Here is a 24,376-nt window from a genome sequence, read left to right as displayed (position 1 = left end):
TCTCAGGCGACGGGCGTGAAGGTCAGATGCAGTTCGCTCAGGCCGCGCAGCAAGAACGTCGGCTCATAGCTGTAGCGACGGGCGCCGGCAGGCCCGTGCTGCGTCTCGTCGATGGCGATGTCGGTCATGCGATCCAGGAGCCGGTTGAGCGTCACCTTCGCCTCGACGCGGGCCAGCGGCGCCCCGGCACAGGTGTGGATGCCCCGGCCGAACGTGATGTGCTCGCGGACATTCTTGCGGTCAAGGTGGAACTCGTCGGGGTGCTCGAACTTTCGCGGGTCGCGGTTGGCCGCACCCAGGCAGAGCATCAGCACGGTCCCGGCCTTGATGTCCACGCCGCCCAGGGTGGTGGTCTTGCGGGCCAGCCGGAAGTCAACCTTGGTGGGGCTCTCGATACGCAGCGATTCCTCGATGAAGTTGCCGATCAGGCTGCGGTCGGCGCGCAGCTTGTCCTGGAGGTCGGGGCGCTCGGCCAGCACTCGGGTCGACGCGCTGAGCAGCTTGACGACGGTCTCCTGTCCGGCGGCGAACAGGAATGTCGCCGCGCGCACCACGTCGACGACGTCGGGCGTCGTGCCGTCCGGGTAGGTCGCTGCGGCAAGCGAATTCAGCACGTCTTCGCGCGGATGCTGACGGCGCTCGTTGATGTAGCCGGTGAACTTTCCGTCCAGCCACTCCAGCGGGTTCAACGCGACGGGCGTGTGATCCAGTGCGCCGACCGCACTTCCGGGCTCCTTGCCCGCGCCGAGACTCGCCCGGAATTCCGCGCGGTCATCGTCCGGGACACCCAGCAGATCCGCGATCACCAGTGTGGCGAAAGGCTTGCTGTACTCGGCCAATAGCTCACACGTCCCGTTGCCGATGAACTCGTCGAGCTGGCGATCGGCCAGTTCCCACATGAAGTCTTCGTTCTCCTTCAGCCGCGCCGGGGTCAGCAGGCGACTGAGCAGCGAGCGGGCCCGGGTGTGCTCCGGCGGATCCATCACGACCATCATCTCGTTGATGGGGAACAGGTGCCGGTGGGCATCGATCTGCTCGGAGATGTCGTCGCCCTCGGGAACGAACGGCAGCGGCGGGAACGGACCGCCGATGGCGTTCACCGCCGAGAACGTCTCGTAGTCCTTGAATGCCGCGACTGCCTCGTCGTATCCGGTGACGGCCACGACCCCGTAATTGGGCTCGCGGAACACCGGATTCTGCGCACGGATGTAGTCCAGGTACTCGTAGGGATCCTGGGCGATGGCCTGGTCGGAGAAGTAGTCGGCAGCTGCCAAATCGGTCATTCCTGGGTGCCTTTCACGATGCTGATGGCTTGGCGCGGGCACGCGGCCACGGCGGCCTCGACCTGCTCGCGCATCTCGTCTGCGGGCGACTCCAGGCAGCTGGCCAGATCGCTGGAATCGACGTCGAAGACGGCGGGGGCGAGTTCGACGCATAACGCATGCCCTTCGCACAGGTTCCGGTCTACCTGCACGCGCCAACGAGCCGCGGTCATCAACCCTCCACATCCAATCTGATTTGATCGATCGATCAAATTATCCACGACATGGATACCATGGCTGGAAATAGCGGGTCAAGAGACGCCCAATTGGCCATCTAGCCAAGCGCGGTGCCCTCCTGGGAGAATGGCCGTCATGGCGTCGACACCGAAGAGCAAGGACAAAGATGCCGGTGCGCGTGAACGTTTGATGGAGGCGACCGCTCAAATCATGCGAGAGGAGGGCTACGCCGCCGCCACGTCGCGGCGGGTGGCCGCGCGTGCCGGCGTGAGATCCGCCCTGGTGTACTACTACTTCCCGACCATGGACGACCTGTTCGTCGCCGTGCTGCAAGCGGGTTCGGAAGCCTCGCTGGCCAGGATGCGCCAGGCGATCACCGCCGACGAACCGCTGCGAACATTGTGGGAAATCAACACCGACCCGCGCTGGACAAGTCTGTACACCGAGTTCGTTGCGCTGGCCAATCACCGCAAGGTGATCAGCGCGGAACTGAAGTCTTACGCCGAACGGGTGCGCGATATCGAAACTGCCGCGGCGACAGTCGCTCTGCGGGCGCATCGTGTCAACCTGACCGAGTTTCCCCCCGTCGCGATCTCGATGCTCGTTGCCCAGACTGCACGCAGCCTGGGCAACGAGAGCGCGATCGGGATGACGCAGGGCCACAAGGAGCTACGCGAACTGGTGGAACGCTTCCTCGACAAGGTCGCCTCTACCGAGCAGGCGCAAGCTACTTGAGCATGCTTCCGCCGTCGACGGTCATCGGCAGGCCGGTCACGAAGCGGGATTCGTCAGAAGCCAAAAACAGCACCGCATTACTGATGTCGACCGGCTCGACCCAGCCGATCGGCAACACGTGCATCATCTGAGCCACCACCGCCATGTCGTCGGGGCCTGGGTTCTCCAGGTCCGGACGGAACAACTTCATGGTGCCCTCGTTCATGAACAATGGGGTGTTCACGTTGGTCGGATGCACCGAGTTCACCCGGATGGAGTGGTGACCCAACTCGACGGCGAACGTGCGCATCAGGCCCACCACGCCGTGCTTGGCCGCGATGTAGTGGCCTGTGTGCGGGTAAGCCTTCAGACCGCCGACTGAGCTGGTCAGGATGATGGAGCCACCGCGGCCAGCCGAGATCAGATGCGGCACAGCCGCTTTCACGCTCTTCCACACACCGGAGAGGTTGACGTCGATCATGTCGTTCCAGTCGGCCTCGCTGGTGAGGTCCAGCGTCTGGCCACCGTTACCGATACCGGCGTTGGCCACGATGATGTCGAGGCGGCCCAGCTGCTCGACACCACCGTCGACGGCCGCCTTCACGGCGGCGTAGTCGCGAACGTCGACCTCTGCGGTCACGACTCTGCGGTTGAGGTTCTTCACCAGATCGGCGGTCTCGGCCAGGTCTTCCGGCGTCGGCGCCGGGATGTCCTCATTGCTGCTGATGCGCTTGCACACATCGATCGCGATGATGTCGGCACCCTCCTCCGCCAACCGGACCGCATGACTGCGGCCTTGACCGCGGGCCGCTCCGGTGATGAAAGCGACCTTGTCCTCAACTCTTCCAGCCATGAAAACCCCTCGTCTCGTAGAACACTCGCGCTCGCACCGCGCAGGCGATCAGAAAAATTGATCGATCGATCAATACTGTCGCAGTCGCGCGGTCGGTGTCAAGGTCAACGCGTCCCGATCCGAATCTCCTCGCGCCTCCGCTGACGGTGTTGAACCACATCGACCTCGAACCCGGTGAGTCATCGCAGTCTCTAGGCGCTCTGCTGCGCGTCGGTCGCCTTGGCCGGATCCGGCAGGCCCTCGATGTCACCGTCGACGTTGGACACGATGTAGCCTGTCAGCGTCTGCTGGAAGGCGTTGATCGTCGCATCGGCATGCAGGTAGCCGGTGTGCGCGCCGGTCACTGTGATGTCGGCCAGGTAGTGAACGGACGACTGGTTCGGTAGGTAGTCGGCTGACTCGGTGCCGTTGAGGATCATCCCGTCCTCGTTCACGTAATTCGTATATGTGACCGTGCGGATCGTCTTGTCCGCGTTGTTCGGATCCGGGGCTTCGGTGACCACCGCGGTGCCGCCGTTCTTGCCGGCGTAGGTTCCGACCGGATCCAGCGGAGTGGTGCTGGGATGGTAGGTGCCCAGTGCCGGCGCCCACGATGACGAATCCGGGGTGGTCACGTCGGCCGCCCGTTGTCCAACGCTGGTGGTGTACTTCAAGTTTGCGATCACCAGCCGCGACTGCGTCGGGTCGGAGACGCTCGACTCCCAGAACGTGACCGCCGTTCCATCGGTGTTCCAACTGGGCATGCTGCGGGCGGCCCATCCGTCACCGGTGTCGAACAGCGGAATTCCGTTCTCCCGGTTAAGTTCATCGCCGACCTGGACTGCCCACTCCTGGTTCGAGACGTTGACCGGGGTCGCGTAGTAGCCGTACACCGGCGCCGCCACATACACCGGCAGCAGGCTCTGCCGAACGATTCTGGTCATCGGCGTCAACGCGTTCAGGCCGCGCGTGCTGCCGATGGCGATCCACTGCTGGCTAGGCGAATAGTCCAGGTCCTCGTCGTAGTCGAGGCTGGCGGTCACCCGGGTGATGTTGCCGGTAGCCAGGTCGACGACGATGTCGTCGGCGTTGCCCTGTTCGTAGGCGCCGCCGAGGATGACCACACCGTTGCCATCGGGCGTCCACTGTTTGCCCTCGCCGGTCGGGAACACCACCCGCGCATCGGTGACGGCGTAGGTGTTGGTGGTGGCGTTGTAGTTCAGGCCGCCGACGACCGGAACGATCTGCAGCACACCCGTTGCGCCGTTGAGCATGATCCGGCTGAACAGCACGTGCTGCCCGTCCGGTGAAATCCGCAACTCCCGTTGGGCATTGATGGAGATGACACCGGGCGCTCCCGGCGGAGTGACGATCGGGATCAACTCGGTCCCATTGTCACCCTGTTGCAGAACGGAATACGTCGGCCCCGACTGCGCACCGCTGTCGACGAGGACTACAACGCGGCCGGAGCCATCGGTGAACGGCACCGGCTTGCCCAGGTTCGCGGTCACACTTGGGGAAACGCCACAGGTGAGGCAGGTCGCGTTCGTACCGTCGATGTTGATCTGGTAGATCTCCTGACGGGTCGCCCCGGCCGGGACAGCTGCGAAGAAGATGGACTGGCCGTCTTCGGAGTAGCGCGGGTTGACGGGTTTGGTCACGCCGGCGGGCATGGCCAGAATGGCCCGCTGGACGGTGGGATTGAGCACCGTGACGCCCTCGGCGGCCTGGGCGCTATGCGAGCTGAGCGGGGTCAGGATGTTGAACTTGCCGTCGGACACCGTCACCGTGAACGAATCTGTTTGCGCGGCATTGTAATTGATGTCGTCCGGCCTGTAAGTGTAGTTGCCGGTGGCCTGGTCGATCATCAGGGTGCCATACTTCGGCCCTTGAGTGACGGTGTACTTGAGGGCGTCACCTTCGACGTCGGTGGCGTTGATATTTCCGGTCACGGTCTGCCCGGTCTGCACGGTCGTGGTCGGGTCGCCGATCGTCGGCGCCTGATTGAAAAGGTCGCGCCGTACCGCGCCCAGCACTGCCCACACCAGCGGCACCACCGGTCCCGGGGTTTGCGGCGGCGGGTTCAGGAACGGGTTGAGCAGTGAGGTGATGACGTGGTTGAGGAAGCCGATCGGCCCCGCGGGGGCCGCTGCGCTCGGTGTCGCGTTGGTAGCGACGGCGGTCGGGTGGACCACAAGCGCCGGGTGAGCGGTGCCGGTCACTGCCTGCGCGGCGCTGGCCGAGCTGGTGTCGGTGACTGACCCGGTCGGCTGGGCCACGGTCTTCGGTTCGGTGACCGCGGCGAGAATCGCCGACGGCGTTTTCGCGGCGACGGTACGCGTCGGCGTTGAGGTGATGGCTGCCGCCGGCGCCTCGGGTGTCGCGGCGGACGTGCTGAACCTTGACCCACCGCTGCTGGTCACCTGACCAGCCGGCGACTTTCCGCGTGACATACGCGGCTTCGCGCTGCCGGTCGACTTGCGCCCGGTGTGCGCCGATGTCGACTCACCGCCGCCCGACGAATCGGAAGTGGATGCGGACGCGGACGATGTTCCGCTGGCAGAGTCAGGCCCGGTATCTGCGGATGCGACTCCATAGCCTGCGGCCAAGGCACCAAACAGCCAGACCGCCACAGCCATGCTGCCGTACCCGCCGAACTTCACGGCCGCGCGTGCGGCACTGCGGTGTTGTGTGAATTCGCGGCGCTCCCCAGAAGGGACCGAGACGAACAGCGGGTTGTGGCGGCTAATTGCGTCGGACATGGCGTGCCTCCGAGACCGGGTGAGTGTTGATCGATCGATCAAATTCTGATGTGATGAACTTCATAACAGGACGCGCGCAGCCGTGTCAAGAACTTCGATGCGAATCGAGTATCGGGGCACTCAACTATTCGGGCCTCAGACGGCCGGGATCACAATGCGTTGCAGTACAACGCTTTACATGAGACACCGAGCAAGATTTCGGCCCCTATAGGGCCGATCGGGGTAGCGCACGCACAGTTGTCACCCGATGCGATGCTCGGATCGGAGTGTCGCGAGCACGATCTGTCGATCGATCAGTGAGGACCTCGGGACAACAATGCGAACTGAACTTCCATGAAGTTCTCCAACTCGTCGTGTCCTCGCGTCAGGCCAACGGCGGTCTCGTTGCCGACGCTGCGCGCAATCTGCGCCACCAACATCGATATCACCACTGGCGGATACGCTTCGAGGTCGACGCCGTAGGACCGCAACGACATAGTCACCGCCGCCGTCTCGATGTCGCGCACCCGTTCGGCGAAATCACGCAGCTCGGCACCAATCACCTTGCGGTGGTTGGCAAGTGCCATCAGTTCAGTACTCATCACGGTTTGACGGGGATCACTGTTGATCCGCCACAGAGCGCGCAGCGGATCTTCCTCCATCAGCACCTTGCGTAGCTGCTCCAACGCGGCCTCTGCGCCCGATCGCAGCACGGCCAGGAAGAGGTCGTCCATCGTCGGAAAGTAGTAATAGACCAGCGCCTGCTTAACGCCGGCCTTCGCGGCGACCCGCCGTGACGTGGCTGCGGCATAACCCTCGTCGTGCATGATCTCGGCCGTTGCCGCGACAAGACGCTCCCGGGTCCCACCGTCCTCAACCTTCGGCGTCACCGCGGCACGTCTGGGGGCCGGCTTACCTGACGGACCCGTTCGCGCCGCGGTGGTCACGGGAGCACTTTAACATTGAGATCATCGGCCCAATAGCTTTTGATCGCTCGATCAACGCTGTTACAGCATGACTGTGCCCTGTCAACGTCAGCGCATCCCGATCCGGATGTTTTTCACTTGAAGGAATTCGTGCAAGCCCTCTACGCCGCCGGTGCGGCCGAACCCGCTCTGCTTGTAACCGCCGTAGGGCCCCTGTGGTGACATGTCGCTGAAGGTGTTGACCCACACCGATCCCGACTCCAGTCGCCGGGCCACGCTGTGAGCGCGGACAAGGTCTCGGGTGTGCATGAATGCGTTGAGGCCATAAACACTGTCGTTGGCGATCGAGACCGCCTCGTCGTCGTCGCGAAATCTGATGACCGACACCACTGGACCGAACGTCTCGGTCTGAGCCAGCTCCGAGGCGTTGTCGACGTCACCGAACACAGTCGGCTCGAGGTAATAGCCTGCGGCGAGCTCACCACCGATGCGCCTGCCCCCGGTGAGCAATTGCCCACTCCCCCGGCCGACCGCATCACCGATCGCGGTGAGGATCCGATCAAGGGCGGCCTGTCCGATCACCGGGCCGAACGTGACGGCGCGGTCCAGCGGATCACCGATCGTGGCCTCCGCGATGCGGGCGAGGAAGGCGTCCACGAAGTCCTCGTAGACGGCGTCATGCACCAGAATCCGGCTGGCGCAGGCACAACTCTGCCCGGACTGCATCAACGGGCCCTGATGCGCCGCCAGCGCCGCGGCGCTTTGGAGGTCGGCGTCCGGGAAGACGATATTGGCAGACTTCCCGCCCAGCTCGGCGACCACCGGAGTGAGGTTCGTCGCGGCCGCCGCGATCACTTTACGGGCCGTCGCCCCACCACCGGTGAAGTGCACCTTGCCGACACCGGGGTGGCGGGCCAGCGCGTCGCCGCCCTCGGCTGCGGCGGGGACCACATTGACCAGACCAGGCGGCAACCCGGCCAGCAGACACAATTCGCCAAAACGCAGGGCCGCCAGCGGCGCCAGCTCAGAGGGTTTGAACACGACCGCATTTCCCGCGGCCAGCGCCGGTGCGACGCAGGAGGCAGCGACGGCCAGCGCTCCGTTCCACGGTGCGATGACCGCCACGACGCCGTACGGCTCTCGCTCGATCAGGTTGACGTCAAACGACCCGTTGACCGGCGCGATGGCGCCGTGCGGCTTGTCGACGTAGCCGGCATAGTGGCGTAAGAACCGCTCGAGGAGGAGCGCCGTTCCGGCATACGAGATCGGCACCGCGTAGTCGTGGACATTGAGCTCGGCCAGCTCGTCCAGATGCTCGTGCACCAGGTCGGCCAGGTCGATCAATAGGTCGCGGCGCCGGTCCACCGTCAACGACATCCAGGCACGCTGCGCCTGTCGACCCGCGGCGACCGCCCGGTCGATCTCCTCCCGCCCGGCCAGTGAGACAACGACATTGGGCCGTCCGGTGGCCGGATAGATGTGTTGATGGGTGCCCGCCGAGGTGTGGGCGACGCGTTCGCCGCCGATCAACAACCCCGCCGGTGTGATCACATCGCTCACGACGAACTGGCTTCGCTGCGCCACTCGTCGAGCACACGTTTCTGTTGGTCACCGATGGCCTGGTTGAGGTGGGACGCCTTGGGCCAGCCGTAGTACGCCGCGAAGTGCAGGGCCAGTTCGTCCATCTCGGCGAACGAGAGATCGCGGCTCTTCAGCGCGGCGTACACGTGGCTGATGATCGGTACCACCGCGTCCTGGAACGCCACGCACGCCACCGTGATCAGTCGGCGTTCCTTCATGCCGAGACCGGGGCGCAGCCACATCTCACCGAAAACGAAGTTCAGGATTCCTGCACCGGAGAACGGGTTGTCGCGAGTAGGTGCGAACGGAATGCAGTTGATCTCCTTGAAGGACTGCTCTCCGACCACCAACCGGATCTCGGGATCGCTCGGAGTGATCAACGGCAGCAGTGGGTCCGGTGGCGGCGGGGCCTGGCCGCGGTCTCGATGGATCCGCTCCCATTGCTCGTCGACCACCATGTTGAACCACGATGCTTTCGGCCAGCCGGCGTACACGGCGAAATGCAGCACCGCTTCCCGCATTTCGGTGATCGATACATCGCCGCTGTTGAGCGCCGCGTATACGTGCTCACGCAACGGCGCCTCGGCGTCGGCAGCCGCCACACACGCCAACGTGACGAACCGCCGGTCACGCCGGCTCAATGCCGGACGCGACCACACCTCGCCGTAGACGAAGTCGATCAGCCCGGTCGCGGCAGGCGAGTCGTCCTGCGGTGCAGCGAAGGTCATCACGTCGGCGAATGCCCGTCGGCCACGCTCACGCCGGTCACCGTTGATCATCGGATCGTCACCCCGGCGTCGACTTTGAGCTCGGTGCCGGTCACATAGCGGGATTCGTCCGAGACCAGATAGAGCACCGCATTGCTGATGTCGATCGCTTCGGCCATGACGATGGGCAGGGCATTCTGGAAGATCGGAGCAAGGTCGGGCCGACCCTCTCGAAGCAGACCATGCAGAGACGCGGGTTGCATGCCGGTCTCCACACCGGTCGGGTGCACCGTATTGACTCGAACACTAACCGCGGCAAGCTCGTTGGCCAGCGCTCGGCTCAGCCCGACGACACCATGTTTGGCTGCTGTGTAGGGAAGGTGCAGCGGCGAGCCCTTGATCCCGGCCGCCGAGCTGATATTGACCAGGCTCCCACCGTGATCGACCAGGTGCGGCAGCGCCGCGGCGCAGGTATTCCATGTTCCGATGAGGTTGACGTCCACGACCGTTCGCCATTGTTCCGGCGTGGTGGTGTCCCAGGTCCCCGCCGTGAGCACACCCGCGTTGGACACGGCCGCGTCCAGCCCGCCGAGCTGCTCGACACCGCAGTTGACCGCCTCGGCCAGCGCCGCCGCATCCCGGATGTCGACGACGTACCTCTCCGCGCGTCGGCCGAATTTCTCGACCAACTGGACAGTCTCATCCAGCTCTTCCGGGGTCGATAGCGGATATTCCAACTCCGGCAACGACTCACAGATGTCCACGAGGATCAGGTCGGCACCCTCTTCGGCCAGCCGCACAGCATGGCTGCGGCCCATCCCGCGGGCGGCCCCGGTGACCAGGACCCGTTTACCGGCGACCCGTCCAGTCTGTGTCACAGAAGTTCCTAGAGTTTGTTGGTGAATCCGGCGTCGACGGGGAAGGTCACCCCGGTGACGTATTTGGCCTCATCGCTGACCAGGTAGGCGATCGCCGCGCTGATGTCCTCCGGTTCGAGGAGGTCCACCGGCATGGGGTTCTGCAGGTGCGGTCCGCCGTCGGGGTAGTTCTCCAGAAAGGCGGTCATCGCAGGATTGACTGCCATCATGGTTCGTACCGCGGTGGGATGCACGGTATTGACCCGAATGCTCTGCGGTGCAAGCGCATTGGACAATGTGCGCATCAATCCGACGAGTCCGTGTTTGGAGGCCGCGTATCCCAGTCCGCCACCTTGCACTCCACCGAATCCCCGCAGTCCGGCCGTCGAGCTGGTGAACACGATCGACCCGCCCCGTTGCCCGGCGAGCAGGTGCGGAATCGCGGCCTTGGCGGTGTGAAACGCACCTACCAGGTTCACGTTGAGCACATCGGTCCACTGCTCGAGCTCTTCGTCGATCGTCAACTCACGGAAAGACATGGTGGCAATGCCGGCGTTGGCGCACACGATGTCGAGGCGGCCGAACTGCTCGACACCGGCATCCAGCGCGGCTTTGACCGCGTGAAAGTCGCGGACGTCGGCGACCGCGGCAATCATCTTGCCCCCCTTGGCTTCCACGAGTTCGACGGTTTCGTCGAGCTCGGCGCGGTCGGCCATCGGGTAGCCGTTGGAGGGGATGTCGGCACAGATGTCGATGCCGATGATCCGGGCCCCCTGCTCGGCCAGGCGGATGGCATGACTGCGGCCCTGGCCACGAGCAACACCAGTGATGAACGCGACCTTGCCATCGAGAGATCCCACTTGATCCGCCTCCACTCAGTAACCTGGTTACTGCGGTACAGTAACCGGGTTACTCACCGACGGCAAGGGCATCCGTGGACAAGGCAGAGAAGACGACCGGGACCGCTGTCGACAGTCGCGACCGGATCATCGACATCGTCGTCGACATCCTGGAGACCGAGGGATACGACGCGGTGCAGCTGCGCGAGGTCGCTCGGCGGTCCCGCACGTCGCTCACCACGATCTACAAGCGCTATCCCACCCGCGACCACCTGATCCTTGCCGCGCTCGAGTCGTGGATGGATGAGCACCGCTACGCGGGCCTGAGCCAGCAGCACCACGATCCCGCCGAGTCCGTCTACGACGGGATGATGCGCGTGCTCGGCACGATCTTCGAGCCATGGGAGCGGCACCCCGAGATGCTGAAGGCCTACTACCGTTCGCGCACGGCCACCGGGCGCGAACTTCTGCTGCACCGCGGGCTCGACAACGTCGTCCCCGCGGCGATGGAGGTACTCGATGGCGTCGACGAGGATTTCGTCGCCGATCTCGACACCGTCTTGGCCACTGTGATTTTCGGCCTGTCCGGACGCTTTGCCGCCGGTGAGATCGCCATCACCGACATCCTGCCCACCATCGAACGAACAGTCCGGTGGTTCACCACCGGCTACGAGGCGAGCCGTCGGTAGCCCGTCTGTGACCCGTCGGTGGGCGCTACCGTCTTGGCATGGATTCTTTTCAGGCACTGCTGGCCCGTCAGGACGGCGATCAGATCACCGCATCGATCGAGACACTCGACGCCTCCGAACTCCCACCCGGCGACGTGACGATCCGGGTCGCCTATTCCAGCGTCAACTACAAAGACGCGCTCGCGCTGACCCCGCGCGGCGGAGTCGTCCGGGACTACCCGATCGTGCCCGGCATCGACCTCACCGGTGAGGTCGTGGAGTCCGGCTCCGCCGACTTCGCCGTCGGCGATCAGGTCCTGGCACACGGCTACGCGATCGGCACCGGCCACCACGGCGGCTACGCCGAGTACGTGCGGCTGCCCGCCGATCAGGTGGTCGCGCTGGGCTCGCTCACACCACGGGAGGGCGCTGCGATCGGAACCGCAGGCTTCACCGCCGCGCTGAGCGTCGAGGCCCTGATCGCCCATGGCATCACCCCCCAGGACGGCCCGATCGTCGTCACCGGCGCCACCGGGGGTGTCGGATCGGTCAGTGTGGATCTCCTCGCGGCCGCCGGATTTCAGGTGGTGGCCTCCACCGGTAAGGCCGAGGCGGCCGACCATCTCAGGGCCCTCGGCGCGGCGGAGGTCATCGCACGCCTGCCCGAGGACCCCGACGCCAAGCCGCGCCCACTGGGCAAGGCTCGCTGGGCGGGTGCCGTCGACTGCGTCGGCGGGGCCACCCTGGCCGATGTGATCAGCACTCTGGAATACGGCGGCGCCGTGGCGGCCAGCGGGCTGACCGGTGGCCCGGGGCTCAATACGACGGTGTTGCCGTTCATCCTGCGCGGGGTGTCACTGCTGGGCATCGACTCGGTGCTGCTGCCCATCGGTCCACGTCGCGCGCTGTGGGAGCGCCTGGGCGGTGAGCGCAAGCCGCGTCACCTCGACGACGTCACGCACGAGGTCGACGTCAAGGACGTCGTCGAGGTGATCGACCAGGTGCGCGCCGGCAAGTACTCGGGTCGTGCGGTCGTGCGGGTCGCCGGCGGCTTCTGAGGCGAACAACAAAGCGGGCCACCGGTTTTCGCCGGTGGCCCGCTTTGTTGATTGCTACGTCAGGACTGCGGAGTAGCTCCCAGGTGGCTGATCAGGTCGGGCTTCATCGCCTGAAGCTCGCGACCCCAGTAGGCCCAGTTGTGGGTGCCGTTGTCCGGGAAGTTGAACACACCGTTCTTGCCGCCCGCGGCGAGGTAGTTGTCGCGGAAGGTGATGTTGGTGCGAATCGTCAGACCCTCGAGGAAGGTGGCGGGCAGATCGCCGCCGCCCAGCTCGTTGGGCTGGCCGTTACCGCAGTAGATCCAGATCCGGGTGCCGTTGGCGACGATCTTGGGGATCTGGACCATCGGGTCGTTGCGCTTCCAGCCGCTGTTCGGATCCTGCGTCGGACCCCACATGTCGTTGGCCTTGAAGCCGCCGGCATCGCCCATCGAGATGTTGATCAGGAACGGCCACGAACCCTCAGACGGGTTCAGGAAGCCCGACATCGAGCCCGCGTAGATGAACTGCTCCGGGTGATACACCGACAGGATCAGCGAGGCCGAACCGGCCATCGACAGACCGATGGCGGCGCTACCGGTGGGCTTGACGTCCCGATTGGCCTGGAGCCACTGCGGCAGCTCCTGGGTCAGGAAGGTCTCCCACTTGTAGGTCTGGCAACCGGTCTTGCTGCAGGCCGGCGAGTACCAGTCGGCGTAGAAGCTGGACTGGCCGCCGACCGGCATGACGATCGACAGACCGGACTGGTAGTACCACTCGAACGCCTGAGTGTTGATGTCCCAGCCGTTGAAGTCGTCCTGCGCACGCAGACCGTCGAGCAGGTAAACGGCCGGCGAGTTGGGGCCACCGCTCTGGAACTGAATCTTGATGTCGTGGCCCATGGAGGGCGACGGGACCATCAAGTACTCCACCGGGAGCCCCGGACGGGAGAACGCGCTCGCCGTTGCCGATTCTCCGACCAGGCCGATCAGGCCCGGAAGAGCCGCCGCCGCGACAGCAGCGACTGCCAATCGACGCGGCCAGCCGCGCACCTTGTCAAACAAGGACTTCACCAATCCACCCCAGCTTTCTATGACCCCGGTTCTCGGATTCAGAGTCGAGTAAAACACGTCGTCTCGAACCTGTGAAAGTCCGCCACGTTATCCAACTCGTTGGTTGGGGGTTGTCACGGGGTGGAACGAAAACTAATGTCACTTTTAGTTTTTGCCTGCCCGTACCTCGACGCCGATCTCGGGAGATTCCATGGAATCGTTCACTCACCTGCGTAAAGGCACCACTCCGCGGCGGATCCACGCCGATCTCGACGGCCTCAAAGACGACGAACTGGGCCGGGGTGGATTCACCGGCCGCACCGCCAACATCTACCGCCGTAACGATCCCACGACATTTCGTGCCAGCGGCCCGCTGCGTCCGCTCGATCTGCTGTCCAGTGAGCTCAAACCGAGCGACGCGACCGACCCCGCGGGTGCTCCCCTGCTGCTCTTCTCCAATGACGACTGCCGCATCTCACTGAGCCGGCGTGAGGCAGCCATGCCGTTCTATGTCCGCTACGTCGACGGCGACCTGCTGTCCTTCGTCCATGAGGGCAGCGGTCGACTGGAGACCGAGTTCGGCCCGTTGGACTACCGCACCGGTGACTGGATCTACATCCCGAAGGCGTGCACGTGGCGGCAGATACCGTTCTCCGACAGCACCTGGCTGATGATCGAGGCCACCGACGAGTTCCGGGTGCCGCCGGCAGGCCCGCTGGGGCGGCACTGGCCCTTCGACCCGTCCCAGGCCGTCGTGCCGGACCCGGCGCCCATCGACGACGGCGACGGTCCCCACACCGACGGCGAGTACGAGGTGCGGCTGTATCACCGCCCGATCGACGGCGTGCAGACCACCACGCTGCGCTATCCGCACAACCCGATCGACGTCGAAGGCTGGCGCGGCGACAACTACGCCTTCACCTTCAACATCGACGACTACAACGTGATCACCTCCGACAGCGTGCACCTGCCGCCGATGGTCCACCTGTTCATGGAGGCGACGGGTGTCTACGTGTGCAACTTCCTGCCGAAGCCGGCCGAATCCGTGCCCGGCACCGAACGCACGCCCTGGTATCACCGCAACGTCGACTTCGACGAGATCGCCTTCTTCCACGGCGGCTCGCTCTACGGCATCCCGATGCCGCCCGGACTGATCAGCCACGCCCCGCAGGGCGTGCACCACGGCGCACCGGAGAAGGCCCGCGAACGAGCCCGGCGGAAGTTCGACGATTTCACCCGCGTGGACTGGAAGGTCATCGCGATCGACACCCGGAGGCGACTGGTGCCCTCACCCGAAGTTCTGGCCAACGATCTGGGGCAACACTGATGGTCACGCCGGTCAAGCGCGCCTACGAGCGCATCCCGTATCTGATTGCCTACCAGAACACTTCAGCTGTCCGGGACGTCTACGGCGGGGTTGCGGAGCTGGTCGTGCTGGAGAGCTACCTGCTCAAGCCGACCACCCCGTCGGATACCGTGCTGGTCTTCATGCACCCGATCGGCGGCGGCGCCTACCTGCCGATGATCAACGCGCTGGCGCGGGCCGGCCATCACGTCATCTACTGCAACAGCCGTTTCCGGGGCACCGACTCGGGGCTGCTGATGGAGAAGGTGGTCGAGGATCTCGGCGAATGCATCAAGGATGCCAAGAATCGGCTGGGCTACTCCAAAGTGGTCCTGGCCGGGTGGAGCGGCGGCGGCTCGCTCTCGGTGTTCTATCAGCAGCAGGCACAACACCCGACGATCACCGCCAGCCCGTCCGGTGACGGTCCGGATCTGACCAAGCTGGGTCTGCTGCCCGCCGACGGAATCATGCTGCTGGCCGCGCACATCAGCAGGCACGGCACGATGACCGAGTGGATGGACGCCTCCATTCTCGACGAGAGCGACCCCACCAAGCGGGATCCCGAACTCGACCTGTACAACCCGGACAACCCCAACCAGCCGCCGTACACCCCAGAATTCCTGGAGCGCTACCACCAGGCGCAGATCGCCCGCAACCGGCGAATCACCAAGTGGGTCAAGGAAAAACTGGCCGCGCTCAAGGCGGACGGACGGCCGGACGACGAATTCTGCTTCGTCGTGCACGGCACGATGGCCGACCCGCGCTGGCTCGACCCGACCGTCGACCCCAACGAGCGCGCACCCGGCACCTGCTATCTGGGCGACCCGCAGGTGGTCAACATGAGCCCCGTCGGACTGGCACGGTTCTGCACCCTGCGCAGCTGGCTGTCACAGTGGAGCTATGACGACGCCAACGGTGACGCCGTGAAAGCCGGCCCGGACATCGCGGTGCCCACACTGGTCATCGGCAATCTCGCCGACGACGCCTGCACGCCCAGCCACACCCGCCGGCTGTTCGAGGCGATCGGACATCCCGACAAGGAGATGCACGAGATCCCCGGCGCCAACCATTACTACTCCGGGCCGGACCAGAAGGAGACGCTGCGTCAGGCCGTCGGGATCGTCACGGACTGGCTGGTTCGGCACGACTTCGCGAAGGCGGACTAGATGGGTGACCACGTCACCGGTCCGCTCGACGGCATCCGGGTCATCGAGGTCGGCACGCTGATCTCCGGGCCGTTCGCGGGGCGGCTGCTCGGCGACATGGGTGCGGAGGTGATCAAGGTGGAACCACCGGGCGCGCCCGACCCGTTGCGCACCTGGGGTCAGGCCGAATTGGACGGCCACCACTTCTTCTGGACCGTGCACGCCCGCAACAAGAAGGCCGTCACCCTCAACCTGCGGGAAGCCCGCGGCCGCGAGCTGTTCCTCGATCTGGTCGAGTGCTCCGACATCATCGTCGAGAACTTCCGGCCCGGCACGCTGGAGAAGTGGGGTCTCGGTTACGACGTTCTGCGCGAACGCAATCGGGGCATCATCCTGGTCCGGGTGTCCGGCTATGGGCAGACCGGACCGGAGTCGACGAAGGCAGGTTACGCCTCGGTCGCCGAAGCGGCCAGCGGGTTGCGGCACATGAACGGCTTCCCCGGCGGACCGCCGCCGCGCCTGGCCCTGTCACTTGGCGACAGCTTGGCCGGGATGTTCGCCGCGCAGGGCGCGCTGGCGGCGCTGTACCGGCGGACCGTCACCGGCGAGGGACAGATCGTCGACGCGGCGCTGACCGAATCGTGCTTGGCGGTGCAGGAATCGACGATCCCGGACTACGACGTCGGCGGCGTGGTCCGCGGACCGTCGGGCACCCGACTGGAGGGCATCGCCCCGTCGAACATCTACCGCAGCGCCGACGGCAGCTGGGTGGTGATCGCCGCCAATCAGGACACCGTCTTCCGGCGACTGTGCGCAGCGATGGGTCAGCCCGAGCTGGCCCAGGACGAACGATTCGTCAATCATGTTGCGCGCGGGCGCAATCAAGACGAACTGGACAAGATCATCGGCGACTGGGCCGCTGCCCGCGAGCCGGCCGACATCATCGAGACGCTCAGTGAAGCCGGCGTCATCAGCGGACCGATCAACACCGTCGCCGAAGTCGTCACCGACCCGCAGCTGCTGTCCCGGGGCATGATCGCCGACCACTGGGATGAGCGCATCGGACGCAATGTGAAGGGCCCCGGCGTGGTTCCGGTGCTCTCGGAGTCCCCCGGCACCATCCGATCTGCGGGCTCGTCGCGGCCGGGACAGCACAACGGCGAGGTGTACGGTGAGCTTCTGGGCCTGCGGTCCGAGGAGATAGCGGAGTTGGAGTCCCAGGGAGTGCTATGAGCGAGCTGCCCGGCCACGTCACGATCCGCGAGGTTGCCCTGCGCGACGGCCTGCAGATCGAAGATCCGATTCCGTTGTCCGCCAAGCTCGAACTGCTCGCGGCGATCGCCGCCACCGGAGTCCGGGAAGTGGAGGCGACGGCCTTTGTCTCCCCGTCGAAGGTGCCCGCCCTGGCCGACGCGCCGGAGCTGGCCGCCCATCTCGGTGACTATCCCGACATCGACTTCTCCGCCCTGGTGGCCAGCCCGAACGGCGCCAAGCGGGCCATCGCCGCCGGGCTGCGTTCGGTTGAATACGTGGTCTCGGCGGCCGACGCCCACAGTCGGGCCAACGTCGGCCGCAGCAGCGCGGACGCCACCGCGCAGATCGCCGACATCGTCGCCATCGCCCACGACTCGGGAGCCAGCGTCGAGGTCATCATCGCCACCGCGTGGGACTGCCCGTTCGACGGCCCGACCCCGCCGCAGCGCGTCCTCGACATCGTCGACGCCGCGTGCGAATTCGGTGCGGACCGGCTGGCCATCGCCGACACCATCGGCACCACCACGCCCGGGCGCGTCACCGCCCTGATGAATCAGGTGAGACCCCGCATCGGTGATCTGCCGCTGGGCGCCCACTTCCACAACACCCGCGGCGCCGGATTGGCCAGCGCGTATGCGGCGGTCGCCGCCGGCGTCACGCGGCTGGACTCGTCGGTGGGCGGTCTGGGCGGCTGCCCGTTCGCGCCGGGGGCGAGCGGCAACATCGCCACCGAGGACCTCGTATACCTGTTGCGCGACAGCGGAATCGGCGTCGACATCGACCTGCCCGCGGCGATCAGCGCGGCAGCCGTCGCGAAGTCGGTGGTCGGCCACGATCTGCCCAGCGCGCTGCTGCGCGCCGGCGACCGGATACTGAGCTGAGCTGACACCGAGCCTCATGGAATCGACTCGGGTGGATCGGTGGCTGTGGGCGGTCAGGCTGACGAAGACCCGCCCGGACGCCGCCGCCGCGTGCCGAGGCGGGCACGTCCGCGTGAACGACCGGTTGGCCAAGCCTTCGACGACGGTCTCACCCGGCGACGAGGTGCGTGCACGCGTCGGCGACACGACGAGAATCGTCGAGGTCGTCCGGGTGATCGCCAAACGGGTCGGGGCCGCCGACGCCGTCACCTGCTACCTGGACCGCACACCCAAGCCGCCCACCGTTCCCGTCGTGCCGGTGGCGGCCCGCGATCGCGGAGCCGGCCGGCCGACCAAACGGGACCGCCGAGCGCTCGACAAGTGGCGTGCGAGCCAGGGCTGAGCTGACCGGTCGCGCTACTTGCTCAGGGTGAACTGGCAGACGTCGGTGTAGCGGTTGCGGAACAGGTCCGCGCACCCGGTCAGGTACTTCATGTAGCGGTCGTAGACCTCTTCGGACTGGATCGCGATCGCCTCATCCCGACGCGCCTCGAGTGCGGCCGCCCACAGGTCGAGGGTCTTCGCGTAGTGCTGTTCCAGCGACTGGACGAGATCGGTTGTGAAGCCGGCCTTTCCGGCCAGGTCCTTGACGATCTCGCGGGTCGGCAGGTGCCCGCCGGGGAAGATCTCCACCGAGATGAACTTGAAGAACCGCAGCAGGCTCATCGTGATGGGCAGTCCGCGTGCCTCCATCTCGGCCCGCGGTATCTGCATGATGGAGTGCAGCATCATCACGCCGTCGTCGGGCAGGACGTCATAGGCGAAGTCGAAGAACGCGTTGTAGCGGTCCGCCCCGAAGTGCTCGAAGGCGCCGATCGACACGATCCGGTCCACCGGCTCGTCGAACTGCTCCCAGCCGCACAGCAAAACGCGGCGGCTGCGCGTCGTATCCATCTCGGCGAACGCCCGTTCGGCGTGAGCCTGCTGATTGCGGCTCAGGGTCAGCCCGACGACATTGACGTCATACTTCTCGATCGCACGGCGCATCGTGGCGCCCCAGCCGCAGCCGACGTCCAGAAGTGTCATCCCGGGCTCCAGACCCAGCTTGCCCAGCGACAGATCGATCTTGGCGAGCTGCGCCTCCTGCAGCGTCAGATCGTCGCGCTCGAAGTAGGCGCAGCTGTAGGTCTGCGTCGGATCGAGGAAGAGCCGGAAGAAGTCGTCGGACAGGTCGTAGTGCGACTGAACGTCCTCGAAGTGCGGCTTCAGGTGTGATGTGGTGCTTGCTGGGTGTGACAAGGAAGGGCCTTTGACTTTTCGGCTGACATTCGCGCAGCTCCAATTGCTCAAGAGCCTCCCCGACCTCTCGTAAGAGTACGCAACGATGTCAAGCTGTCGTTGCCAGGAACGGTGTCCCAGCAGGTCAGCTCCGGAATTCACGGTCGCGAGAGATCTTGCCAACCGTTGAAACGAAAAGTAACGTCAGCTTTAGTTCCGCACAGAGAGCACGGGGGCCAGCCATGGAACCGTCCAGCCGTTCGCGTAAGGCGGACGGGGCCGCCGACGGCCCGCGCGAACTGAGCTCCAAGGGTCGCCAAACCCGCAAGGCCATCGAGGACGCCGCCCGAAAGCTTTTTGCCGAACGGGGTTTCCACGGCACCACGCTGGTCGACATCACGTCGGCGGCGGGCAGGTCCCCCGCGGTGTTCTACCGCTACTACGACGACAAAGAGGACCTGTTGGCCGCACTGGCCGGTTCGTTTCTGCACGACGTCGTACTCCCGTCCGGCCTGCGACTGCACCTGCCCGAATCCCCGGACGACACCCGCTTTTTCGTCACGGTCGTCAGCGCCTACTGGGACATGTTCAAACAGAGCATCGGCGTGATGGTCGCGGTCGACCAGCTGGCCGCCACCGAACCGCGGTTCGCCGCGCTGCAAAACCAGTTCCGTCAGTTCGGCATCGACATCGTCGCTGCGTCGGTGCTGCGCGCCCAGGAACACGGGTACGCCGCCGGCCTGCAACCCGAGCACACCGCGCTGGCGATCGCGCTGCTGTTCGAACAGTTCACCACCGTGTGCCTGCGCCCCGACAGCGCAGGACTGGGTCTGCGCCTGTCGGACGACGACGCCGTCACGACCCTGTCCGCCATTTGGAAGAAAACGCTCTACGGCTATTGATTGATAGGAGATCAGCGTGGATTTCGCTCTGCCCGAACACCTTACGACCCTGCTGGCCGAGATGGACGCGTTCATCGAAGCCGAGATCAAGCCGCTGGAGCGGGAACACATCCAGTATTTCGATCAGCGCCGCGAGTTCGCCCGCACCGACGTCGAGAACGGCGGTATCCCCCGCCGGGAGTGGGAGGATCTGCTCGACGAGATGCGCCGGCGAGCCGACAAGGCGGGGTGGTTGCGGTACGGGCTGCCGTCGAAGTTCGGTGGTCGGGATGGCACCAATCTCGACATGGCCGTGATACGGGAACACCTGGCACACAAGGGACTTGGCCTGCACAACGATCTGCAGGACGAATCCTCGATCGTCGGGAACTTCCCGCAGGTCATCATGATGGACCGGTTCGGCACCGACGATCAGAAGAGCGAATGGATCGAGGCGATGCTGACCGGCACGCGGTCCATGGCATTCGGACTCACCGAACCGGACCACGGGTCGGACGCCACCTGGCTGGAGACCCGCGCCGTCCGAGACGGTGACGACTGGGTGATCAACGGCAACAAGCGCTGGAACACCGGTGTACACCGGGCCACCCACGACCTGGTGTTCGCCCGCACCTCCGGCGAGGCCGGCCAGGCGCGCGGCATCACCGCGTTCCTGGTTCCGTGCGACGCCGAAGGGTTCGAGGTGCCGTACTACTGGTGGACGTTCAACATGCCGACCGACCACGCCGAGGTCGTCCTGCGTGACGTGCGGATCCCCGCCGACGCCGTCCTCGGCGAGGTGGACCACGGCCTGGAAGTCGCCCAGACCTTCCTGCACGAGAACAGGATTCGGCAGGCGGCAAGCAGCCTCGGCGCCGCCCAGTACTGCATCGACCGCGCCGTCGACTACGCGGGCAAGCGGGTGACGTTCGGCAAGCCGCTGGCGGTCAACCAGGCCGTGCAGTGGCCGCTGGTCGAGTTGCAGACCGAGGCGCAGATGGTGCGGCTGCTGGTCCGCTATGCGGCCACCGAGCTCGACCGCAACCATCACCTCGAGGTCTCCGACAAGGTGTCGATGGCCAATTACCGCGCCAACCGGCTGGTGTGCGAGGCCGCCGACCGCGCCATGCAGGTGCACGGCGGAGTCGGCTACAGCCGCCATGAACCGTTCGAGCACATCTACCGGCACCACCGCCGGTATCGCATCACCGAGGGCGCCGAGGAGATCCAGATGCGTCGTGTAGCCCAGCGGATGTTCAAGTTCGGCAAGCCGGCTCGCTGACGTGGCCGCCGACACGCTGGCCGCGGATCTGGCCGATGTGCTGCGTCCACTGCTCGGCCCTGAGACAGATGTGGACAACCTACGCGCGCTGACCGGTGGGGCCAGCCGCACCACCTGGGCATTCGACGCGGTGACCGGGTCAGAGCGCCGCGCACTGATTCTGCGCACCGGTCCGCCGGATGACGTCCACGCCGGAATGGAACTGGAGGCGGCCGTCCAGGTGGCGGCCGCGGAGGCAGGCGCGCCGGTGCCTGATGTCCTTGTTGCCTCCGATTCGGTTGAGGCACTGGGTAATCCGTTTCTGATCTGCGGTGAGATCGCCGGCGAGACCATCGTGCGACGCATCCAACGCCAGCTCGACGATGACGGCCGGGCGAGGTTGCTGCGTCAGTGCGCACAGGCGCTGGCGGCGATTCATCGCGCCGCGGCCGACGCTCCCGGGCTGGCCGAGCAGGACCAGATGACGGAGTGGCATCAGCGTCTCGACGAAATGGGCGACACCACAGCGACATTCGAGTGGGCGTTTCGATGGCTGGAGGCCCACCGGCCGCCGCCGTCGCCGCTGCGCCTCGTGCACGGCGATTTCCGGATGGGCAACCTGATCGTCGACGGGTCGGACCTGGCCGCCGTACTGGACTGGGAACTGGTCCACATCGGCGAGATCTACGAAGACCTGGCGTGGTTCTGCATTCGAGCATGGCGGTTCGGCGCCCCGTCGAACATGGCAGCCGGCGGCCTGGGCAGCATCGACGATTTCGTCGCGGCCTACGAGCAGGCCGGCGGCGCGACCGTCGACCGCGCGACGTTGCGGTGGTGGCTGGTGCTGGCCACCCTGCGCTGGGGAGTGATCTGCCGTTTTCAGGCCGAACGACACCTCAGCGGCCAGACCCGATCGGTCGAGCTGGCCGCGATCGGCCGGCGGGTATGCGAGACCGAATGGGATGTGCTCGACCTACTGGAGGGCGCCTTGTGAGCGGACTCAACGGACGGCCCACAGCCGCCGAACTCGTCGCCGCCGTTGCCGAATTCCTCGAGGGCGACGTCCGGTCCAACACCACCGGATCGGTGAACTTCCACGCCCTCGTCGCCGTCAACGTACTGCGCACCGTGGAACGCGAGTTGCTCGACGAGACCGCCGCCGAACCGCAGGCCGCGCTCGAAAGGCTCGGCTACCCGGACGAAAGCGCACTGGCCGCGGCCATCCGCGCCGGGGAACTCGACGGTCGCAGCGACGACGTCATGGGCTGCCTTCGCACTGTGGTCCAGCACCGGCTGGCCATTGCCCACCCTGGATACGACTCACCCGAGGGAGGTTCGCCGTCATGACCACCGAGAGCCAGATCCTGCAGGCCGCCGACCGGCTGTTCGCCGCGATCACCCAAGGCGATGTAGCCGCGGTGGCAGCGCTGTGGGCCGACGATGTCACCGTCTGGCACACCGGCGACGAGCGCGACAGCGACAAGACCCGCGCTCTCAAGGTGATCCGATGGTACGTCGGCGCCACCACCTACCGGCATTACGACGTGCTCGACCGGCAGGTGTTCGACGGCGGCTTCGTCCAGCAGCACATTCTGCGGTGCACCAGTACCCGTGGTGAAGACGTGGCCTTGCGGGTATGCCTGATCGTGAAAGTCGGAGACGACGGCCTCATCCGCCGAATCGACGAGTACCTCGATCCCGCCGATCTGGCACCGCTGCTGTCCTGAGAGAAGGCAGATCACATGTCCGCACTGCAGGCGTTACTCAACGATCCCGGGGCCGCCGGGGTGTGGCGATTGGTTCCCGCGCGCTCCTCGGTGCGGTTCAAGAACAAGACGTTCTGGGGGTTGGCCACCGTCACGGGCAAATTCGGCGATGTGAGCGGCACCGGGCAGGTCGGCGCGAACGGCGCGGTGTCGGGCCGGCTGGAGATCGGCGCGTCGTCGCTGAAGACCGGTATCGGAAAACGTGACGAACATCTGCGATCACCCGACTTCTTCGACGTCGAGAACCATCCAGCGATCCGCGTCGAGGTGACCGGGCTGGAACCCACCGGCGCGGACACTGCCGATCTCACCGCGACTCTCACCGTCCGAGGGGTGAGCACGCCGCTGCCGCTGTCGGTCACGATCACCCCGCTCGGCGACGGCTCTGTGCAGCTGACCACCACAACAACGGTCGATCGCACCGCACTGGGTGTCAGCGGCAACATGATCGGGATGATGCCCGCGACCACCACGCTGCTGGCCGACGTCGTCTTCGCGAAAGAGTGACCGGGGCGCGCATTCGTTCGTCCAGCGAACGTTTCCGCGCCGAAATCGCAGATGCGGCAGTAGCATCGGCTGCGTGTCTCGCCCGGGCGCGCAGCCCCTTCACGTGCTGGTCTACAGCAGCAATGCCCGCACCCGTGATGAGGTGCGCCTGGCTCTGGGGAAGCGGGTCCACCCCGAACTCCCGGATCTCACCTACACCGACGTGGCGACCGGACCGATGGTGATCCAGCTGATGGATGCCGGCGGATTCGATCTGGTGATCCTCGACGGCGAGGCGGCTCCCGTCGGCGGGATGGGCATTGCCAAACAACTCAAAGACGAGATAGACGACTGCCCGCCGGTGCTGGTGCTGACGGGCCGATCCGACGATGCGTGGCTGGCCAACTGGTCGCGCGCCGAGGCCGCGGTGCCTCACCCGATCGACCCGGTGCGACTCGGCGAGGCGGTCGTAGATTTGCTGCGCACATCCGTGCAGTGACCTAAACGCCAAATACACTGTCGCCCTTGCCCTCTCGATAAGAGATGGACCGCGCTCAGCTATTCAAGCCATCCTAACGAAATCGCGACAGCGAGTCTCAAGATCGCTAGGCTGTGTCGTAGCTCACATCTCCAGCCCAGCGAGGAGT

At 65.6% G+C, this 24,376-nt stretch carries 26 protein-coding genes; 15 read left to right on the top strand and 11 right to left on the bottom strand.

Features of this window, described 5'->3' with window-relative positions; genetic code table 11:
- Positions 1-2: 2 nt before the first annotated feature.
- Both G6N32_RS07515 and G6N32_RS07510 read right to left on the bottom strand, forming a co-directional pair.
- Entirely contained in the window at positions 3-1,283 is a 1,281-nt protein-coding gene (locus G6N32_RS07515; protein ID WP_115316542.1) for a cytochrome P450, read from the bottom strand.
- Positions 1,280-1,495, bottom strand: a complete 216-nt coding sequence (locus G6N32_RS07510) for a ferredoxin (RefSeq protein ID WP_115316543.1) — start codon at positions 1,493-1,495, stop codon at positions 1,280-1,282. Before G6N32_RS07510 ends, G6N32_RS07515 begins: the two co-directional genes overlap by 4 nt.
- A 139-nt stretch (positions 1,496-1,634) precedes the next feature.
- Here G6N32_RS07510 and G6N32_RS07505 point away from each other — a divergent pair, with 139 nt between their 5' ends.
- Positions 1,635-2,234 (top strand): TetR/AcrR family transcriptional regulator, encoded by a 600-nt coding sequence (locus tag G6N32_RS07505; RefSeq protein ID WP_115318750.1) that lies wholly within the window; start codon positions 1,635-1,637, stop codon positions 2,232-2,234.
- Here G6N32_RS07505 and G6N32_RS07500 read toward each other — a convergent pair.
- The 7 genes from G6N32_RS07500 to G6N32_RS07470 all read right to left on the bottom strand — a co-directional run bounded on the left by G6N32_RS07500 (position 2,227) and on the right by G6N32_RS07470 (position 10,717).
- Complete coding sequence (locus tag G6N32_RS07500; RefSeq protein WP_115316544.1) at positions 2,227-3,066, bottom strand: mycofactocin-coupled SDR family oxidoreductase; 840 nt, start codon at positions 3,064-3,066, stop codon at positions 2,227-2,229. The genes G6N32_RS07505 and G6N32_RS07500 overlap by 8 nt on opposite strands.
- A gap of 191 nt (positions 3,067-3,257) precedes the next feature.
- Positions 3,258-5,849: a cadherin-like domain-containing protein gene (locus tag G6N32_RS07495; RefSeq protein WP_232077553.1), complete on the bottom strand. Its 2,592-nt coding sequence runs from the start codon at positions 5,847-5,849 to the stop codon at positions 3,258-3,260.
- Positions 5,850-6,100: 251 nt separating this feature from the next.
- Positions 6,101-6,733: a TetR/AcrR family transcriptional regulator gene (locus G6N32_RS07490; RefSeq protein ID WP_410432505.1), complete on the bottom strand. Its 633-nt coding sequence runs from the start codon at positions 6,731-6,733 to the stop codon at positions 6,101-6,103.
- A gap of 87 nt (positions 6,734-6,820) precedes the next feature.
- Positions 6,821-8,263: an aldehyde dehydrogenase family protein gene (locus tag G6N32_RS07485; RefSeq protein ID WP_115318753.1), complete on the bottom strand. Its 1,443-nt coding sequence runs from the start codon at positions 8,261-8,263 to the stop codon at positions 6,821-6,823.
- Positions 8,264-8,268: 5 nt separating this feature from the next.
- On the bottom strand, positions 8,269-9,072 hold the full coding sequence (locus G6N32_RS07480; protein WP_115316546.1) for a carboxymuconolactone decarboxylase family protein: 804 nt from the start codon (positions 9,070-9,072) through the stop codon (positions 8,269-8,271).
- The gene (locus tag G6N32_RS07475) at positions 9,069-9,878 is read right to left on the bottom strand and encodes a mycofactocin-coupled SDR family oxidoreductase (protein WP_115316547.1); all 810 of its coding nucleotides are present in this window, start codon (positions 9,876-9,878) and stop codon (positions 9,069-9,071) included. Before G6N32_RS07475 ends, G6N32_RS07480 begins: the two co-directional genes overlap by 4 nt.
- 8 nt (positions 9,879-9,886) lie before the next feature.
- Positions 9,887-10,717, bottom strand: coding sequence for a mycofactocin-coupled SDR family oxidoreductase (locus G6N32_RS07470; RefSeq protein ID WP_115318754.1), 831 nt, complete (start codon positions 10,715-10,717; stop codon positions 9,887-9,889).
- 74 nt (positions 10,718-10,791) lie between these two features.
- Between G6N32_RS07470 and G6N32_RS07465 the strand changes: the two genes are divergently transcribed.
- Both G6N32_RS07465 and G6N32_RS07460 read left to right on the top strand, forming a co-directional pair.
- Positions 10,792-11,385, top strand: a complete 594-nt coding sequence (locus tag G6N32_RS07465) for a TetR/AcrR family transcriptional regulator (RefSeq protein ID WP_115316548.1) — start codon at positions 10,792-10,794, stop codon at positions 11,383-11,385.
- 38 nt (positions 11,386-11,423) lie between these two features.
- Positions 11,424-12,422, top strand: a complete 999-nt coding sequence (locus G6N32_RS07460) for an oxidoreductase (protein WP_115316549.1) — start codon at positions 11,424-11,426, stop codon at positions 12,420-12,422.
- Positions 12,423-12,481: 59 nt separating this feature from the next.
- Here the strand turns inward: G6N32_RS07460 and G6N32_RS07455 are convergent, their stop codons facing one another.
- A complete protein-coding gene (locus G6N32_RS07455) occupies positions 12,482-13,474 on the bottom strand; it encodes an esterase family protein (RefSeq protein WP_163789176.1) in 993 nt (330 codons plus the stop codon).
- A gap of 190 nt (positions 13,475-13,664) precedes the next feature.
- On the opposite strand from G6N32_RS07455, the gene G6N32_RS07450 reads away from it, so the two are divergent.
- From G6N32_RS07450 to G6N32_RS07430, 5 genes are read left to right on the top strand one after another with little or no spacing between them, the layout of a single operon-like run.
- Complete coding sequence (locus tag G6N32_RS07450) at positions 13,665-14,780, top strand: homogentisate 1,2-dioxygenase (RefSeq protein WP_115316550.1); 1,116 nt, start codon at positions 13,665-13,667, stop codon at positions 14,778-14,780.
- Positions 14,780-15,964, top strand: coding sequence for an alpha/beta hydrolase family protein (locus tag G6N32_RS07445; RefSeq protein ID WP_115316551.1), 1,185 nt, complete (start codon positions 14,780-14,782; stop codon positions 15,962-15,964). The genes G6N32_RS07450 and G6N32_RS07445 overlap by 1 nt, the downstream gene beginning before the upstream one ends.
- A complete protein-coding gene (locus G6N32_RS07440; RefSeq protein WP_115316552.1) occupies positions 15,965-17,176 on the top strand; it encodes a CaiB/BaiF CoA transferase family protein in 1,212 nt (403 codons plus the stop codon).
- On the top strand, positions 17,173-18,078 hold the full coding sequence (locus G6N32_RS07435) for a hydroxymethylglutaryl-CoA lyase (RefSeq protein ID WP_115316553.1): 906 nt from the start codon (positions 17,173-17,175) through the stop codon (positions 18,076-18,078). The genes G6N32_RS07440 and G6N32_RS07435 overlap by 4 nt, the downstream gene beginning before the upstream one ends.
- A gap of 16 nt (positions 18,079-18,094) precedes the next feature.
- Positions 18,095-18,460: an Hsp15 family ribosome-associated heat shock protein gene (locus G6N32_RS07430; RefSeq protein WP_115316554.1), complete on the top strand. Its 366-nt coding sequence runs from the start codon at positions 18,095-18,097 to the stop codon at positions 18,458-18,460.
- A gap of 14 nt (positions 18,461-18,474) precedes the next feature.
- Here the strand turns inward: G6N32_RS07430 and G6N32_RS07425 are convergent, their stop codons facing one another.
- A complete protein-coding gene (locus G6N32_RS07425; protein ID WP_083120983.1) occupies positions 18,475-19,356 on the bottom strand; it encodes a cyclopropane mycolic acid synthase family methyltransferase in 882 nt (293 codons plus the stop codon).
- 221 nt (positions 19,357-19,577) lie between these two features.
- On the opposite strand from G6N32_RS07425, the gene G6N32_RS07420 reads away from it, so the two are divergent.
- From G6N32_RS07420 to G6N32_RS07395, 7 genes are all read left to right on the top strand, one after another.
- Complete coding sequence (locus G6N32_RS07420) at positions 19,578-20,237, top strand: TetR/AcrR family transcriptional regulator (RefSeq protein WP_115316555.1); 660 nt, start codon at positions 19,578-19,580, stop codon at positions 20,235-20,237.
- A 16-nt stretch (positions 20,238-20,253) separates the two neighbouring features.
- Positions 20,254-21,498, top strand: coding sequence for an acyl-CoA dehydrogenase family protein (locus G6N32_RS07415; RefSeq protein ID WP_115316556.1), 1,245 nt, complete (start codon positions 20,254-20,256; stop codon positions 21,496-21,498).
- 1 nt (position 21,499) lies between these two features.
- On the top strand, positions 21,500-22,471 hold the full coding sequence (locus G6N32_RS07410) for a phosphotransferase family protein (protein ID WP_115316557.1): 972 nt from the start codon (positions 21,500-21,502) through the stop codon (positions 22,469-22,471).
- Complete coding sequence (locus G6N32_RS28760; protein WP_232077552.1) at positions 22,468-22,824, top strand: DUF6285 domain-containing protein; 357 nt, start codon at positions 22,468-22,470, stop codon at positions 22,822-22,824. Before G6N32_RS07410 ends, G6N32_RS28760 begins: the two co-directional genes overlap by 4 nt.
- Positions 22,821-23,204: a nuclear transport factor 2 family protein gene (locus tag G6N32_RS07405; RefSeq protein ID WP_115316559.1), complete on the top strand. Its 384-nt coding sequence runs from the start codon at positions 22,821-22,823 to the stop codon at positions 23,202-23,204. Before G6N32_RS28760 ends, G6N32_RS07405 begins: the two co-directional genes overlap by 4 nt.
- Positions 23,205-23,219: 15 nt before the next feature.
- Positions 23,220-23,750, top strand: coding sequence for a YceI family protein (locus tag G6N32_RS07400; RefSeq protein WP_115316560.1), 531 nt, complete (start codon positions 23,220-23,222; stop codon positions 23,748-23,750).
- Between the two features lie 73 nt (positions 23,751-23,823).
- A complete protein-coding gene (locus G6N32_RS07395; RefSeq protein ID WP_115316561.1) occupies positions 23,824-24,228 on the top strand; it encodes an Rv3143 family two-component system response regulator in 405 nt (134 codons plus the stop codon).
- Positions 24,229-24,376 lie beyond the last annotated feature (148 nt).

The organism is Mycolicibacterium aichiense (genome assembly GCF_010726245.1).
GTDB classification, from domain to species: Bacteria; Actinomycetota; Actinomycetes; order Mycobacteriales; family Mycobacteriaceae; genus Mycobacterium; species Mycobacterium aichiense.
Note: the sequence above shows the minus strand (reverse complement) of the source record. Positions and strands in the feature narration are given on the sequence as shown.